The sequence below is a fragment of the Mesorhizobium sp. M7A.F.Ca.US.014.04.1.1 genome (assembly GCF_003998745.1).
Taxonomy (GTDB): Bacteria; Pseudomonadota; Alphaproteobacteria; order Rhizobiales; family Rhizobiaceae; genus Mesorhizobium; species Mesorhizobium ciceri.
In genome coordinates this window covers 1-14,653 of record NZ_RZRW01000084.1, presented here as the reverse complement: position 1 = coordinate 14,653, position 14,653 = coordinate 1, and the positions used below count along the sequence as shown (strand labels likewise).

Below are 14,653 nucleotides of genomic sequence, written 5' to 3'. Positions count from 1 at the left end.
GCCAATGCCGCCCGCCCGCCGCATTCGCCGGCGCCGATGATGAGCATCCCCCCCGCCATATCGGTCATCCGATCTGGATCAGGACTTTGCCGGCATCGACCTTGACCGGATAGGTTTTCAGGTTGACGCAGACCGGGGCGCCGCGGGCGTCACCCGTCTTGTAGTTGAAGCGGCCATTGTGCTTGGGGCATTCGATGATGTCATCCATCACCAGCCCGTCGGCCAGGTGCACCTTTTCATGCGTACAAAGGCCGTCGGTGGCGAAGAACTCGTCGTCGGGGCTGCGATAGATGGCGAAGGTGCGGCCGCCATGGTCGAAGCGCATCACATCCTCCTCGTCTATGTCGCCGGTGGCGCAGGCCTCGACCCAGTCGCTCATTCAAGTCCTCCCAAAAGCAAAAAAGTGCGCAGCGGTTTTCCGTCCGGAATTGCGTTAAATAAACAGTCTGGATCGGATGGAAGCACGATCATTCCGCCGCGGCGGCGATAGTGTCGTTGTGGAATTCCTCGCGATATGGCCGTGCGGTCGGCGGCAGCTCGCGCTTGAGGAAATAGTCCTCGTTGCGCAGCTGGCGCAGGAAGACCGGGATCATCTCGCGGTAGCCGGCCAGGATCGACGGTGTCGCTTCCGGCAGATCGTGCTTGATCAGTTCGTGCAGCCTCGGCAGCGCATGATAGGGCACCATCGGAAACATGTGATGCTCGACATGGTAGTTCATGTTCCAGTAGATGAAGCGGCTGATCGGGTTCATGTAGACGGTGCGGCTGTTCAGCCTGTGGTCGGTGACATTGTCGGCCAGGCCGCCATGCTGCAGCAGCCCGACCATGACATGGTGCCAGGCGCCGTAGAGCCTGGGCAGGCCGACCAGCATCAGCGGCAGGAACGAACCGGTGTAGAGCGCCAGCCCGACGGTGGCGGCATAGATCGCCGTCCAGATGCGGGCGACGCGGATCGCCTTGGGCTGTTCCTGTTCTGGAATGAAGGTCTTTTCGGCGGCGCTGACGGTGCCGGCGGCGTTGCGCAGCATATCGCTCATCGCATGCCAGGCGTCGAGCACGCCGACGAAGCCCAGCATGGCGCGAACCAGATCCGGCGGCCGCATCACCGAGATTTCCGGGTCGCGGCCGACGATGATGGTGTCGGTGTGGTGGCGCGTGTGGCTCCAGCGCCAGGTCACCGGATTGCGCATGATCATGAAGCAGGCGATCTGATAGACCGCATCGTTCATCCATTGCGTGCGGAAGGCGGTGCCGTGACCGCATTCGTGCCAGCGTGAATCCGTCGAGGAGCCGTAGAGCACGCCATAGACGAAGAAGAACGGCACGCACCACCATGTGCCCCAGAGCCAGGCGCCGCCGGCGCCACTGACGGTCAGGGCGGCGAACCAGATCGCCGTATCGCGGATCGCCGGCCCGTCGGAGCGCTGCATCAGCTCCTTCATCTGCTTGCGCGGTATGTCGGTGTGATACCACTCGGCCGCCGACAGGCCGGTCTCGACGGCGAGCTTGGCGTCGCGGCCGATCAGGCTGTAGTCACGCCGGGACGGCGCAGTGGACATGATTGCCTCCCTCGGCAAAGGCATCCGCCAGAGCGAATGCCATGAAATCCCTTGGCTTCGGGCGTCAAAGTAACGCCGACTGATGATAGACTCAACATCATAAAGATAGTTTCTATCATTTCCCATCAGGATGATGTACGAAGGGCTCGAGCAAACCCGACGAGGCAAGCATGGTGAAGCGGCCGACAATATCCGATCTGGCGCGCATCTCGGGCGTCAGTGTCGCCACCGTCGACCGCGTGCTGAACAACCGGCTGCCGGTGCGCGAAGAGACAGCGCGCCGCGTCTACGAGACCGCTACCGACATCGGCTACCACGCCGCCGGCCTTATCAAGCAGCGCATGCGCCAGGAGTTGCCGGAGTACCGCCTGGGCTTCCTGCTGCTGCGGGGCAACGATGCCTTCTACGGTGACTTCGCGCGGGAACTCGAACTGGCCATCTCTCAATCGCAGCGCTTCCGCGGCGTTGCGAGCATCGATTTCGCCAGCTCCCTGGCTCCCGACGAGATCGCCTCCCAGATGCGCAGGCTGGCGGCGAAATCGAGGGCCATCGCCGTGGTCGGTCCGGACCATCCGACCCTGACAGCGGTCGTGGAAACCTTGAAGGCGAGAGGGCAGCCGGTCTTTTCGGTGCTGTCCGATTTTGCCGCCGGCATCCGGGAGGGCTATATCGGCCTCGACAACCGCAAGGTCGGGCGCACCGCCGCATGGATGATCTCCAAGGCAGCCAAGCGGCCCGGCAAGGTCGCCCTCTTCGTCGGCAGCCACCGCTTCCACGGCCATGAGCTGCGCGAGATCGGCTTTCGCTCCTTCTTCCGCGAGCATGCGCCGGAGTTCAGCGTGCTTGAAACGCTGGTCAATCTGGAAGCCAACCAGGTGACCCATGACGCGATGATCGATCTTCTGGCGCGCTATCCGGATCTTGCCGGCTGCTACGTCGCCGGCGGTGGCATGGAAGGCGCGGTCTCGGCGCTGCGGGCAGCGAAGCCCGCGACCATGCCGGTGGTCGTCTGCAACGAGATCAACGCCGAGTCGCGCGCGGCGCTCGCCGACAACATCCTCACCATGGTGATCTCGACCCCGCTCGCCGCTTTATGCCGTGAGCTCGTCGACCTGATGGCGCATGCCATCGAAACCGGCGCCGCCAACGCTCCGGGCCAGACCTTTCTGCCCTTCGACATCTATCTGCCGGAAAACATCTAGCCAGCCGCCGCGCAAGGTGCCGAGGCAAATGATAGAATCCATCAGAGCGATGCGTAAATCGGCCCGCAGGCCGCGGAATCGCCCTTGACGCCCCGATGTGAAATGGAATAAATATTTCATCATCTGTATATTTTGGTTCTTTCGTTCCGGAATATCTGTTTCAAACAGAGGGTTTGACGTTCCAGCCAACGGCAAGCGTCACCCGGAATAGAAACGACATCAGGGAGAGATTCCCCGGGGAGATCGGGGATTCCGGATAAATCGGTGAAACCGGACACCAATATGTGGAGGAGAAACACAATGAAGAAATTGATTTTAGGCGTCGCCTTCGCGGCGCTGATGAGTTCATCCGCCCTGGCCGCCAAGGTTGGCGTGTCGATGGCCAAGTTCGACGACAACTTCCTGACCGTGCTGCGCAACGGCATGATCGAGCAGGCCAAGGGTATGAGCGGCGTCGAGCTGCAGGTCGAGGACGCGCAGAACGACGTTGCCAAGCAGCTTGACCAGATCAAGAACTTCGCCGCTTCGGGCGTCGACGCCATCATCGTCAACCCGGTCGACACTTCGGCCACGCAGGCGATGTCGGATGCCGCCGCCGCAGCCAAGATCCCGCTGGTCTATGTCAACCGCGAGCCGGTCAACGTCGACACGCTGCCCGACAACCAGGCCTTCGTCGCCTCGAACGAAGCCGATTCCGGCACGCTCGAGACCAAGGAAGTCTGCCGCCTGTTCAAGGAAGCCGGCAAGAAGGAAGCCAATGTCTATGTGATCATGGGCGAGCTTTCCAACCAGGCCGCCGTGCAGCGCACCAAGGACATCGACGATGTGATCGCGACGCCGGATTGCAGCTTCATCAAGATCATCGACAAGCAGACGTCGAACTGGAACCGCGACGAGGCGCAGAACCTGATGACCAACTGGCTTTCGACCGGCAAGCCGTTCGATGGCGTCATCGCCAACAATGACGAAAGCGCCATCGGCGCCATCCAGGCGATGAAGGCCGGCAACATCGACATGAAGGCGGTTGTCGTCGGCGGCGTCGATGCCACCCAGGACGCGCTGGCGGCCATGCAGGCGGGCGACCTCGACGTAACTGTGTTCCAGGACGCGGCCGGCCAGGGCGCCGGCGCTCTCGATGCGGCGCTCAAGCTCTCCAAGGGCGAGAAGGTCGAGCACAAGGTCTACGTGCCCTTCCAGCTGGTGACGCCAGCCAACATCGACAAGTTCCTGAAGAAGAACTGAGCCGCCAGCGGTTCGATACGGAGCGGCGCTCTCGATCAAGACAGCGCCGCTCCCTCTCTCCCTCAGCGCCGGCACGGCGCGAGGGCGACCGCGGCTGATGGAGGACAGAATACGTGGCACAGACATCTCATGGCGTCGGCGGCGTCGGTTATGATGCGAAGAAGCGCACATGGCCGGCCGAGTTCAATGTTTTCCTGGCCCTGGTCATTCTCGTCGTCATCTTCGAACTGATCGGCCGCATCTTTCTCGGCGACAGCTTCCTGTTCAACACACGCAGCGATGTCGGCGGCATCTTCAACGAAGCGCGCCTGCAGATCATCATCCTGCAGGTGTCGATCGTCGGCATCATCGCCATCGGCGTGACACAGGTCATCATCACCGGCGGCATCGACCTGTCCTCGGGCTCGATCGTCGGCGCGACCGCCATGATCGCCATGAGCTTCGCCCAGGTGGCGACGGTCAACGGCAACCCCAATCCCAAGGCGATGTTCCTGGCGCAGGGCTGGACCGACCTGCCTGTCATCGTGCCGCTGCTGGTGGCGATCGCCTGCGGCCTCTTCGCCGGCCTGGTCAATGGCGCGCTGATCGCCTACACGCGCATTCCGCCATTCATCGCCACGCTCGGCATGATGGTGACCGCGCGCGGCATCGCCAAATGGTGGTCCAAGGGCCAGCCGATCTCGTTTCCCACCGAGAGTTTCGCCAGCATCGGCAAAGGCCTGATGCCGGTCGTCATCTTCCTGTCGCTGGCCATCCTGTTCCAGCTGATCATGACCTATACGAGGTACGGCAAGCACTGTTACGCGATCGGCTCCAACGAGGACGCCGCGCGCATGTCCGGCATCAAGATCGCCAATCACAAGATCCTGGTCTACGTCATCGCCGGCATTCTCGCCGCGCTCGCCGCCGTGGTGCTGAGCTCCAAGAACCTGACCGCGCAGTCCGGCATGGGCGTGATGTACGAACTCGACGCCATCGCCATGGCGGTCATCGGCGGGGTCTCGCTGTCGGGCGGCCGCGGCTCGATCATCGGCACGGTGATCGGCTCGCTGATCTTCGGCGTCATCATCTCCGGCTTCACCTTCCTGCGCCTCGACGCCTACTACCAGGAGATGGTCAAGGGCGTGATCATCGTCGGTGCGGTGGTTCTCGACCAGTGGCGCCAACGCCTGCGGGCAATGAGGGCATGACCATGTCAGACATCGTCCTGAAGACCGAAAACCTGACCAAGCGCTATGGCGGCGTGCATGCGCTGGAAGGCGCGAACTTCGAGCTGCGCAAGGGCGAGCATGTCGCCATCATGGGCGACAACGGCGCCGGCAAATCGACCTTCGTGCGCCAGATCACCGGCGTCGAGCAGCGCACCAGCGGCCAGATCTGGTTCGACGGCAAGGAAGTGAACTTTGCCGGGCCGATCGAGGCCCGCACGGCGGGCATCGAGACCGTGTTCCAGAATCTGGCGCTGGCCGACGATCTCGACGTGCCGTCGAACCTGTTCCTCGGCCGCGAGAAGGTTTTGTTCAACCTCGGCCCGTTCTCGATCCTCGACCGCAAATACATGCGCAAGGCAACCGAGGCGGCGCTGGTCCGCACGGCGGTGAAGATCCCCAATCTGTCCAACACCATCCGCCACATGTCGGGCGGCCAGCGCCAGTGCGTGGCGATCGCCCGGACGGCGACCTTCGCCTCCAAGCTGATCATCATGGACGAGCCCACCGCCGCCCTTGGCGTGCAGGAGACCGCGCAGGTCGAAAACATCGTGCGTACGCTGAAGGACAATGGCGAGCCGCTGATCCTGATCAGCCACAATATGCGCCAGGTGTTCGATCTCTGCGACCGCATCGTCGTGTTCCGGCGCGGCCGCATCGTCGCCAATCTGCGCAAGGAGAACACCGACGGAAACGATATCGTCTCCTACATCACCGGCGCCAAGACCGGGGAGGCGGAACTCGCGGCCTAAAACAGGATGGTCATCCTGTTTTCTGGCGCGCTCGAAAAATAGCCTTGCCACCTTTCCCCAAAAGCAAGGTGCGGACAACTCTCTCCAACCCATTCCCCCAGAGGAAATACCCATGACCGTTCGCTTCGCTCTCCTCGGTGCCGGCCGCATCGGCAAGGTCCACGCCCGTGCCGTCGGCTCCAATCCGCAGGCCAAACTGGTTGCGGTTGCCGATGCGTTCGAGAAGGCGGCCACCGAACTGGCCAGCGCCTATGGCGCCGAGGTGCGCAGCATCGAGGACATCGAGAAAGCCGGAGATATTGACGCCGTCATCATCTGCACGCCGACCGACACCCATGCCGATCTGATCGAGCGCTTCGCCAAGGCCGGCAAGGCGATCTTCTGCGAGAAGCCGATCGACCTCGACGTCAAGCGCGTCGAGAAATGCCTGGCCGTGGTCGACAAGGCCAAGGCGACGCTGATGGTCGGTTTCAACCGGCGTTTCGACCCGCATTTCGCCGCTGTGCGCAAGGCGATCGACGACGGCGCCATCGGCACCGTCGAGATGGTCACCATCACCTCGCGCGATCCGGGCGCGCCGCCGATCGATTACATCAAGCGCTCGGGCGGCATTTTCCGCGACATGACCATCCATGATTTCGACATGGCGCGCTTCCTGCTCGGCGAGGAACCAGTTGCCGTGAGCGCGCATGCCTCGGTGCTTGTGGACAAGAAGATCGGCGAGGCCGGCGATTTCGACTCGGTCAGCGTCATTCTCGAGACCGCGTCCGGCAAGCAGGCCGTCATCTCCAACTCGCGCCGCGCCACCTATGGCTACGACCAGCGCATCGAGGTGCATGGCTCGAAAGGCATGGTGGCTGCCGAGAACCAGCGGCCGGTGTCGATCGAACTGGCCAATGAGAAGGGCTATACGCGCCCGCCGCTGCACGACTTCTTCATGACCCGCTATCTCGACGCCTATGCCATCGAGATTGCCTCTTTCATCGCCGCCGCGACCTCGGGCAAGAAGGCATCACCCAGCGGCGCCGATGGGCTTATCGCGCTTCGATTGGCGGACGCCGCGCTAAAGTCGGCAACCACCGGCAAGACCGTCCGCCTCGACAAGTAAGAACCGGAACTCAATCCAGGAGCAAAGCGATGAGCGCATCCGCCGATCGCAATTCACAGACACGCGCCATCGTCACCGGCGGCGCGCAAGGCATCGGCTTTGCCGTTGCCGAAGCGTTGGCCGACGAGGGCTGCCGGGCGCTGGCGCTCATCGGCCGCTCGCAGGAGAAGGGCGACAAGGCTGTCGCCCATTTCAAGAAAGCCGGCGTCGATGCGATTTTCATCAGCGCCGATGTGTCAAAAGTGGCGGACTGCAAGCGCGCGGTCGCCACCGCGATCTCGCATTTCGGCACCGTCAACGCGCTGGTCAACGCCGCCGCCACTTCGGCGCGCGGTTCGCTGGTCGAAACCTCCGAAGAGTTGTTCGATACGATTTTCGATACCAATGTGCGCGGCCCGTTCTTCCTGATGCAGGGCGTGGTGGCGCATCTCCTGGAAAAGAAGGCACCCGGCTCGATCGTCAACGTGCTGTCGATGTCGGCGCATACCGGCCAGTCGTTCCTGACGCCCTATTCGACCAGCAAGGGCGCGCTGATGACGCTGACCAAGAATGTCGCCAATGCCTATCGCTACAACCGCATCCGCTGCAATGCGGTGCTGCCCGGCTGGATGGATACGGAAGGCGAGGACATCGTGCAGAAGAAGTGGCACGACGCGCCGGACGACTGGCTGGCGAAGGCCGAAGCGACGCAGCCGATGGGCCAGTTGGTCAAGCCGGACCAGCTTGCCCGTCTGATCAGCTACATGGTCAGCCCGCAGTCCGGTGTCATGACCGGGTCGCTGGTCGACTACGATCAAAGCATTGCGGGGGCGTCACCGGAGTAACGCCGGCGAGTCTCAAACGCCCATCACTTCGTCATCCACGGGCGGTGCAAGGAGCGTAGCGACGCGGCGCAGACCCGAGGATCCATGCCGCGACTTCTGAGCGTTGCTGCGGTGCGGAATTCTGCTCCGCTGCACCATTCGGCCAAAGTCACGGAATGGATCCCAGGGTCTCCGCGACGGAGCTTCGCTCCTGCTCCGCCCAGGGATGACGAAATTTGGGTGCTTCGGCCATCCCGAATTGTCTCCGCATCAGGGCACGTGACAAGTGCCTCCGCATCGACTATATGAGCCTCATGATCAACCTGACCGTCACATATTGGTACTTTAGGAGCTCGCTGGCGGCGGGAGGATTGCGCTCGATCTGAAGATTGCAGCAACAAGATCCGAACAGCCGCCATACCTGGCGGCTTTTTTGTTTTCAGCCGGCAGGTTTCCTCTAAATCAAAGGGGAGCATGATGTCGTCCGAAAACCGCTTCACACTTTTCGGCATCATGCTCTCGACAGGAGCAGAAAGCCGTGTTGACCACCACAGACGACCTCCGGGTCAAGGAAATCCGAGAACTGAGCACACCGGACGAGGTGATGCGGGAGATACCGCGCACTTTGACGGCGACGCGCACCGTCAGCGCATCGCGCAATGCAACCCATGCCATCTTGAACGGGACCGACGACCGGCTGCTCGTCATCGTCGGCCCGTGTTCGATCCACGATCCGGTCGCGGCCGTCGATTACGCCAGCCGTCTCGCGGCGCTGCGCGAGAGCCTGTCGGACCGGCTGGAGATCGTGATGCGGGTCTATTTCGAAAAGCCGCGCACGACGGTCGGCTGGAAAGGCCTGATCAACGATCCCCACCTCGACGGCAGCTTCAACATCGACAAGGGGCTGCGGATGGCACGCAATGTGCTGTCGGCCGTCAACAATCTCGGCCTGCCGGCTGCGACCGAATTCCTCGACATGACCACCCCGCAATACATTGCCGACCTCGTCGCCTGGGGCGCGATCGGCGCGCGCACGACCGAGAGCCAGATCCACCGCGAACTGGCCTCGGGCCTCTCCTGCCCGGTCGGCTTCAAGAACGGCACCGACGGCAATCTGCGCATAGCCGCCGAGGCGGTGAAATCCGCCGCGCAGCCGCATCATTTCATGGCGGTGACCAAGGGCGGGCGCAGCGGCATCGCCACGACCACGGGCAATGAGGACTGCCACGTTATCCTGCGCGGCGGCGTTCAGCCGAACTATGACACGGCGAGCGTCGAAGCCGCCGCTGTGGAACTCGCCCGCATCGGCGTTGCGCCCCGTCTGATGATCGATGTCAGCCACGCCAACTCGGCCAAGAAGCCCGAGAACCAGCCCAAGGTGGCGGCAGATGTCGCCGGCCAGGTCGCGGCAGGCGACGAGCGCATCATCGGCCTGATGATCGAGAGCAATCTCGTCGCCGGCCGGCAGGACGTGGTGCCGGGCAAGCCGCTGGTCTATGGCCAGAGCATCACCGATGGCTGCATCGACTGGGCGACCACCGAGACCGTGCTGCACGGCCTTGCCGGCGCCGTCGAGTGGCGCCGCTCGGCACGCCGCGCCATGATCGACAACCGGCAGGGAGCTGCCTGACAGGGCATAGGGAAGTGGGCGGCGGTGACCGGGATTACGCCGCCCTTAATCCTTCCCATGCCGTGAACACCGATACGGCAAAGAGCAGCAGTCCGGCCGCGCGGCCGGCAAAAATGGTCGCCCGCGGATTGGCGATCAGAAGGTTGCGGCTGCGGCCGGCCGTGATAGCCAGCCCGCCATAGATCGCAGCCTGCGTCACCACGGTCAGCAGCCCCATGACCGTCGCCTGCATCCAGATCGGACCGTAGTCCGGTTTCAGGAACTGCGGGTAGACGGCAAGCACGAACAGGTATGCCTTCGGGTTGATCAGGCAGGTCACAAATCCCTGGCGAAACGCCTTCCATGCGGAACGGCTGCCGGCAGGCCCCTCCTGGCCGACGATGATGGAACTGCGCATCAGCGTGATGCCTATGAAGGCCATGTAGGCGGCGCCGGCAAGCAGCAGCGGCTTGAACAGGATCGGCACGAAATGCATCAGCAGGCCGACGCCGATGGCGCCGTTCAGCGTGTGCACCATGCCGCCGACCATGATGCCGCCGGTCGCGGCAAGGCCTCGGTCGCGGCCGCCGGTCAGTGCATTGGCAAGCACGAAGAGCATATCCATGCCCGGAACGGCGATGATGCCGAACAGCAGGATAAAGAAAAGCCAGAGATTTTCCGCATAGCCCATGTCAGTTGCCTGCCGCCTCGATCCGCCAAACCGCAGCGGAACCTGTTGATTTTCAATTCGATAGGCGCTCCTATAGGTCAGCCCAACTGACGATGGTGTGTCAGTTGTGATGGAAACCGGGCGAGAAAAATGCGCAAGGCGTCGCGCCTGTTCGAGATCATCCAGATCGTGCGGCTGGCGCGGCAGCCGGTGACGGCAGCGACGATCGCCGAGCGGCTGGAGGTGACGGTGCGCTCGATCTATCGCGACATTGCCGCCCTGCAGGCGATGCGCGTGCCGATCGAGGGCGGGCGCGGCATCGGCTACATCCTGCGTCCCGGCTTCGACCTGCCGCCGCTGATGTTCTCGATCGAGGAGATGGAGGCGATCGTCCTGTCGCTGGCGCTGCTGGAGCGCACCGGCGACAGCGAGCTCAAGCAGGCGGCCAAGCGCGTCAGCGCCAAGATCGCCGGCGCGGTGCCGCCGCCCTTGCGCCAGGTATTCGACGCCAATGCGCTGCACGCGTGGGGGTTCGCCGCGCCTTCGACCGGCGCGATCGACCTTGCGCTGGTGCGACGCGCCATCCGCGACGAGGAGAAGCTCGACCTCTCCTATCGAGACGAAATGGGCCGCGCCTCCGAGCGCCTCATCCGCCCGATCGCGCTGATCTACTACGCCGAAACCGCCAACATCGTCGCCTGGTGCGAGCTGCGCCAGGCGATCCGCAATTTCCGCAGCGACCGGATCGCGGATTGCCAGGCGACCGGGTTACGCTTCAAGGGCGAAGGCGACCGCTTGCGGCAGGTCTGGGTGAATGGATGGGAGACGAACGTCGCTGCCACGGCCGTCTGAGCGGGCTTATATCACCGTACGTCCACCCAGCGCTTTTCCTCGAACGAGCGCGCCATCGCGTGCACCGTGCGCTCGATCTCCAGCCCTTCGGCAAACTCGATGAGCCGCGCCGGCTTGCCTTCAAGCCGCGTCAGCAATTCGTGGCACTCGATGATCTTGAGATCGTTGAAGCCGAGGCCATGGCCCGGCGCCGGCACGAAGAGGTCATAGGGCTTGTGGTGCGGCGCCACCAGGATGGTGCGGTAGCCCTGTTCGGTCGGCCGGTCTGATGTGAGATAGAGCTGGAATTCGTTCGATCGTTCCTGGTCGAACAGGATCGACCCTTTAGAGCCGAAGATCTGGACGGCGATGCGGCCCTTGCGGCCCCAGGCTGAGCGGTTGACCAGCAGCGTGCCGGCAATGCCGTTTTCCAGATGCATCAGCACGCTGGCGATGTCGTAGGTCTCCACCGCGCGACGACCGCCGCTGGCCAGCTTGCGATCGGCATAGGGTTTAGCCATGTCGCAGATGACACTGGCGACGCGGCCGAACAGGGCCGAGACCAGAGACAGCGGATGCACGGCGAAATCGTCGAGCGCGCCATAGCCGGAAGCTGCTTCGTGCTTCCAGAAGAACAGCGCTTCGGGGTCGGCCATGAAGTCCTCGTCCATCTCGATGCGCAGATGGTTGACCTCGCCGATGATCTTCTCTTCCAGCAGCGCGCCGATATGGCGGATGGCCGGGCTCTGGATGTAGTTGTAGCCGAGGGCCGCGACCTTGCCGGACTTTTTCGCCGCGGCCGCCATCGCCTCGGCCTCGGCAAAGCTCGGCGCCATCGGCTTTTCGCACCACAGATGCTTGCCTGCTTCGAGGATGGCGACGGCCATTTCCGGGTGGAACTGGTTGGGCGTGGTCAGCGAGACGATGTCGACTTCGGGATCGTTGACGACGGCGCGCCAGTCGCCCGACGCCTTGGCGAAACCGAACTCGCCCGCCTTGCGCCGGGCAAGCTCTTCATTGACCTCGCCGAGATGGACCAGCCGTGGCTTGGCCACGTCGGGAAAGACAGCGCTGACGGCACTCCATGCGATGGCGTGACACTTGCCCATGAAACCCGTACCGATGAGACCGACGCCGACCATTTTCCGTTTCTCCACTGCTTGAAGCGCTGCGTGGATGAATTAGTCCATTTTCTCCTGAAATGGAATGTCTGCCTCATTTTTTATGGTGTTCTTGCGCAGGCTCGCTATGATGAGGCACAGAGGACGCTTCACGCATGAGCCTGGACAGAGCGACGATGGACGAACGGGTACCTCGCGATTTCGAGACGCTGCGCACCACCATCCTGGAGCGACGCGAAAGCCTGCCGAAACGCATCGCCCAGATCGCTGCCCATGCGCTCGACAATCCCGACGATATCGCCTTCGGCACCGCCGCCAGCATCGCCGCTTCGGCGGGCGTGCAGCCTTCGACCCTGATCCGATTTGCCCAGCAGCTTGGCTTCGATGGTTTCACCAGCCTGCAGCAGGTGTTTCGCGAGCGGCTGCGCGAGCGCAACTCATCCTATGACGAAAGGCTGCAGGCGCTGCGCGTCAAGGCTGAGGGAGGCGCCGGCCACCGGGCGATCTTCGACGGCTTCGTCGCCGCCGCCTCAACCTCGCTCAACGACATCTCGCGCACGCTGGACGAAGCGCATCTGGAAGACGCTATTTCCCTGCTGGCAAAGGCGGAAACCATCTATGTGCTGGCCAAGCGGCGCTCCTATCCGGTGGCGTCCTACATCGCCTATGCACTGGGCAAGCTGAAGATCCGCAACCAGCTGATCGAATCGGCGGCCGGGCTGAATGCCGAGATGATCGGCTTCGCCACGCCGGCGGATGCCGTCATCGCCATCTCCTTCTCGCCCTACGCGCCCGCCACGATCGAGGAGGCGCGCAGCATTTCGGAACAGGGCGTGCCGATCGTCGCCATCACCGACAGCTCGTTTTCGCCGCTCGCCCAGTTCGCCAAGGTCTGGTTCGAGGTTGCCGAGGCCGATTTCGCCGGCTTCCGCTCACTGTCGGCGACAATGGCGCTGGCCATGGCACTGACCGTCGGCGTCGGCGAGAAGCGGCGCGACACGGGCAGGAAGCGCAAGGCCTGATCCACCGCCGAAAAGGTACTTTTCACCGAAGGAATGCTCATTCCATATTGACTATGGATTGGAATTATTATTTCATATTCCCGGCGCCACGCTGCCGCTCGCGCGTGTACCCCAACACAACAAGGCCGACGGGAGGTTCCAATGAGCGAAGCCGTGGACGCTGAATACGCGCCGCTCGACGTCATCACCATCGGTCGCGCTTCCGTCGACCTTTACGGCCAGCAGATCGGCTCGCGGCTGGAGGACATCACCTCCTTCGCCAAGTCGGTCGGCGGCTGCCCGGCCAACATCTCGGTCGGCACCGCCAGGCTCGGCCTGCGCTCGGCGCTGCTCACCCGCGTCGGCGACGAGCAGATGGGCCGCTTCATCCGCGAGCAGCTGACGCGTGAAGGCGTCAATGTCGACGGGCTCAAGACCGACAAGGAGCGGCTAACCGCACTGGTGCTGCTGTCGGTCGAGGACGAAGGCGTCTCGCCGATGATCTTCTATCGCTCGGACTGCGCCGACATGGCGCTGGCGCCGGAAGACATCGATGAGGCCTTCATCGCCTCGGCGCGCTCGATCGTCGTCACCGGCACGCATTTTTCCAGGCCTAACAGCGATGCCGCGCAGCGCAAGGCGATCCGCATCATGAAGGCCAAGGGCGGCAAGGTGGTGTTCGACATCGACTACCGGCCGAACCTGTGGGGTCTCGCCGGCCATGCCGAAGGGTTCGAGCGCTATGTAAAATCGGACCGGGTCTCGGCGCAGCTGAAGACGGTGCTGCCCGACTGCGACCTCATCGTCGGCACCGAGGAAGAGATCATGATCGCGTCGGGCGCCGATGATTGCCTGAGCGCCTTGAAGACGATCCGCTCGCTGTCGTCCGCCACCATCGTCCTGAAGCGCGGCGCGATGGGCTGCATCGTCTATGACGGACCGATCAGCGACGATCTCGAGGACGGCGTCGTCGGCAAGGGGTTTCCGATTGAGATCTACAATGTGCTCGGCGCCGGCGACGCCTTCATGTCGGGCTTTCTGCGCGGCTGGCTGGGCGGCGAAGACCATGCGACGGCGGCGACCTGGGCCAATGCCTGCGGCGCCTTCGCCGTGTCGCGGCTGCTCTGCGCGCCGGAATATCCGACCTTCGAGGAGCTGCGGTTCTTCCTCAAGAACGGCAGCAGGCATCTAGCGTTGCGCAAGGACGAGGCGATCAACCACATCCATTGGGCAACGACGCGCCGGCGCGACATTCCCTCGATGATGGCGCTCGCCTGCGACCACCGCGTGCAGCTCGAGGATGTGGCGGCGAAGGCCGGTGCCGATCCCGCACGCATCCAGGATTTCAAGGTGCTGGCGGTCAAGGCGGCGGCGAAGGTTGCCGCCGGCCGCGACGGCTACGGCATGCTGATCGACGAGAAACACGGCCGCAAGGCGATGTTCGAATTCGCCAGGCATTCCTTCGCCTGGCTCGGGCGGCCGGTGGAGCTGCCGGGTTCGCGGCCGCTGCGCTTCGAATTCTCGCAGGACATCGGCTCGCAGCTCAC

The 14,653-nt window shown here is 63.3% G+C and carries 14 protein-coding genes; 10 read left to right on the top strand and 4 right to left on the bottom strand.

The genetic code is table 11. The features are described from left to right. Nucleotides 1-64 precede the first annotated feature (64 nt). Complete coding sequence (locus EOA22_RS08480) at nt 65-379, bottom strand: MocE family 2Fe-2S type ferredoxin (RefSeq protein ID WP_027161041.1); 315 nt, start codon at nt 377-379, stop codon at nt 65-67. Nucleotides 380-467: 88 nt separating this feature from the next. Continuing rightward, nucleotides 468-1,559 carry a fatty acid desaturase family protein gene (locus tag EOA22_RS08475; protein WP_063169774.1) on the bottom strand — a complete coding sequence of 364 codons (1,092 nt, stop codon included), beginning with the start codon at nt 1,557-1,559 and terminating at the stop codon, nt 468-470. A gap of 170 nt (nt 1,560-1,729) precedes the next feature. Here EOA22_RS08475 and EOA22_RS08470 point away from each other — a divergent pair, with 170 nt between their 5' ends. From EOA22_RS08470 to EOA22_RS08440, 7 genes are all read left to right on the top strand, one after another. Next, nucleotides 1,730-2,761 carry a LacI family DNA-binding transcriptional regulator gene (locus tag EOA22_RS08470; protein ID WP_027161043.1) on the top strand — a complete coding sequence of 344 codons (1,032 nt, stop codon included), beginning with the start codon at nt 1,730-1,732 and terminating at the stop codon, nt 2,759-2,761. A gap of 300 nt (nt 2,762-3,061) precedes the next feature. Beyond that, nucleotides 3,062-4,003, top strand: coding sequence for a sugar ABC transporter substrate-binding protein (locus EOA22_RS08465; RefSeq protein WP_024502009.1), 942 nt, complete (start codon nt 3,062-3,064; stop codon nt 4,001-4,003). A 113-nt stretch (nt 4,004-4,116) separates the two neighbouring features. Continuing rightward, nucleotides 4,117-5,193: an ABC transporter permease gene (locus EOA22_RS08460; protein ID WP_013528362.1), complete on the top strand. Its 1,077-nt coding sequence runs from the start codon at nt 4,117-4,119 to the stop codon at nt 5,191-5,193. A 2-nt stretch (nt 5,194-5,195) separates the two neighbouring features. After that, nucleotides 5,196-5,963: an ATP-binding cassette domain-containing protein gene (locus EOA22_RS08455; protein ID WP_023810655.1), complete on the top strand. Its 768-nt coding sequence runs from the start codon at nt 5,196-5,198 to the stop codon at nt 5,961-5,963. A gap of 112 nt (nt 5,964-6,075) precedes the next feature. After that, the gene (gene iolG / locus EOA22_RS08450) at nt 6,076-7,071 is read left to right on the top strand and encodes an inositol 2-dehydrogenase (RefSeq protein WP_063169773.1); all 996 of its coding nucleotides are present in this window, start codon (nt 6,076-6,078) and stop codon (nt 7,069-7,071) included. A 29-nt stretch (nt 7,072-7,100) separates the two neighbouring features. Then, complete coding sequence (locus tag EOA22_RS08445; RefSeq protein WP_013528365.1) at nt 7,101-7,895, top strand: SDR family oxidoreductase; 795 nt, start codon at nt 7,101-7,103, stop codon at nt 7,893-7,895. 517 nt (nt 7,896-8,412) lie between these two features. Further along, nucleotides 8,413-9,504 carry a 3-deoxy-7-phosphoheptulonate synthase gene (locus EOA22_RS08440; RefSeq protein ID WP_063169772.1) on the top strand — a complete coding sequence of 364 codons (1,092 nt, stop codon included), beginning with the start codon at nt 8,413-8,415 and terminating at the stop codon, nt 9,502-9,504. 34 nt (nt 9,505-9,538) lie between these two features. Here the strand turns inward: EOA22_RS08440 and EOA22_RS08435 are convergent, their stop codons facing one another. Beyond that, nucleotides 9,539-10,174 (bottom strand): LysE family translocator, encoded by a 636-nt coding sequence (locus EOA22_RS08435; RefSeq protein ID WP_027161048.1) that lies wholly within the window; start codon nt 10,172-10,174, stop codon nt 9,539-9,541. A gap of 129 nt (nt 10,175-10,303) precedes the next feature. On the opposite strand from EOA22_RS08435, the gene EOA22_RS08430 reads away from it, so the two are divergent. After that, nucleotides 10,304-11,005 carry a YafY family protein gene (locus EOA22_RS08430; RefSeq protein WP_063169771.1) on the top strand — a complete coding sequence of 234 codons (702 nt, stop codon included), beginning with the start codon at nt 10,304-10,306 and terminating at the stop codon, nt 11,003-11,005. Nucleotides 11,006-11,016: 11 nt separating this feature from the next. Here the strand turns inward: EOA22_RS08430 and EOA22_RS08425 are convergent, their stop codons facing one another. Further along, nucleotides 11,017-12,126: a Gfo/Idh/MocA family oxidoreductase gene (locus tag EOA22_RS08425; RefSeq protein WP_013528369.1), complete on the bottom strand. Its 1,110-nt coding sequence runs from the start codon at nt 12,124-12,126 to the stop codon at nt 11,017-11,019. Between the two features lie 155 nt (nt 12,127-12,281). Here EOA22_RS08425 and EOA22_RS08420 point away from each other — a divergent pair, with 155 nt between their 5' ends. Both EOA22_RS08420 and iolC read left to right on the top strand, forming a co-directional pair. After that, entirely contained in the window at nt 12,282-13,127 is an 846-nt protein-coding gene (locus EOA22_RS08420) for a MurR/RpiR family transcriptional regulator (protein ID WP_024502014.1), read from the top strand. Between the two features lie 141 nt (nt 13,128-13,268). Then, a partial coding sequence (gene iolC, locus EOA22_RS08415) for a 5-dehydro-2-deoxygluconokinase (RefSeq protein ID WP_127389920.1) occupies nt 13,269-14,653 on the top strand: 1,385 nt, incomplete at its 3' end.

Excerpts from the sequence above, each read along its gene's own strand:
- EOA22_RS08455 (WP_023810655.1), top strand. The coding sequence starts at position 5,196 with ATGTCAGACATCGTCCTGAAGACCGAAAACCTGACCAAGCGCTATGGC.
- EOA22_RS08425 (WP_013528369.1), bottom strand. The coding sequence starts at position 12,126 with ATGGTCGGCGTCGGTCTCATCGGTACGGGTTTCATGGGCAAGTGTCAC.
- EOA22_RS08435 (WP_027161048.1), bottom strand. The coding sequence starts at position 10,174 with ATGGGCTATGCGGAAAATCTCTGGCTTTTCTTTATCCTGCTGTTCGGC.
- EOA22_RS08465 (WP_024502009.1), top strand. The coding sequence starts at position 3,062 with ATGAAGAAATTGATTTTAGGCGTCGCCTTCGCGGCGCTGATGAGTTCA.
- iolG (WP_063169773.1), top strand. The coding sequence starts at position 6,076 with ATGACCGTTCGCTTCGCTCTCCTCGGTGCCGGCCGCATCGGCAAGGTC.
- EOA22_RS08470 (WP_027161043.1), top strand. The coding sequence starts at position 1,730 with ATGGTGAAGCGGCCGACAATATCCGATCTGGCGCGCATCTCGGGCGTC.
- EOA22_RS08430 (WP_063169771.1), top strand. The coding sequence starts at position 10,304 with ATGCGCAAGGCGTCGCGCCTGTTCGAGATCATCCAGATCGTGCGGCTG.
- EOA22_RS08480 (WP_027161041.1), bottom strand. The coding sequence starts at position 379 with ATGAGCGACTGGGTCGAGGCCTGCGCCACCGGCGACATAGACGAGGAG.
- EOA22_RS08420 (WP_024502014.1), top strand. The coding sequence starts at position 12,282 with ATGGACGAACGGGTACCTCGCGATTTCGAGACGCTGCGCACCACCATC.
- EOA22_RS08445 (WP_013528365.1), top strand. The coding sequence starts at position 7,101 with ATGAGCGCATCCGCCGATCGCAATTCACAGACACGCGCCATCGTCACC.
- EOA22_RS08475 (WP_063169774.1), bottom strand. The coding sequence starts at position 1,559 with ATGTCCACTGCGCCGTCCCGGCGTGACTACAGCCTGATCGGCCGCGAC.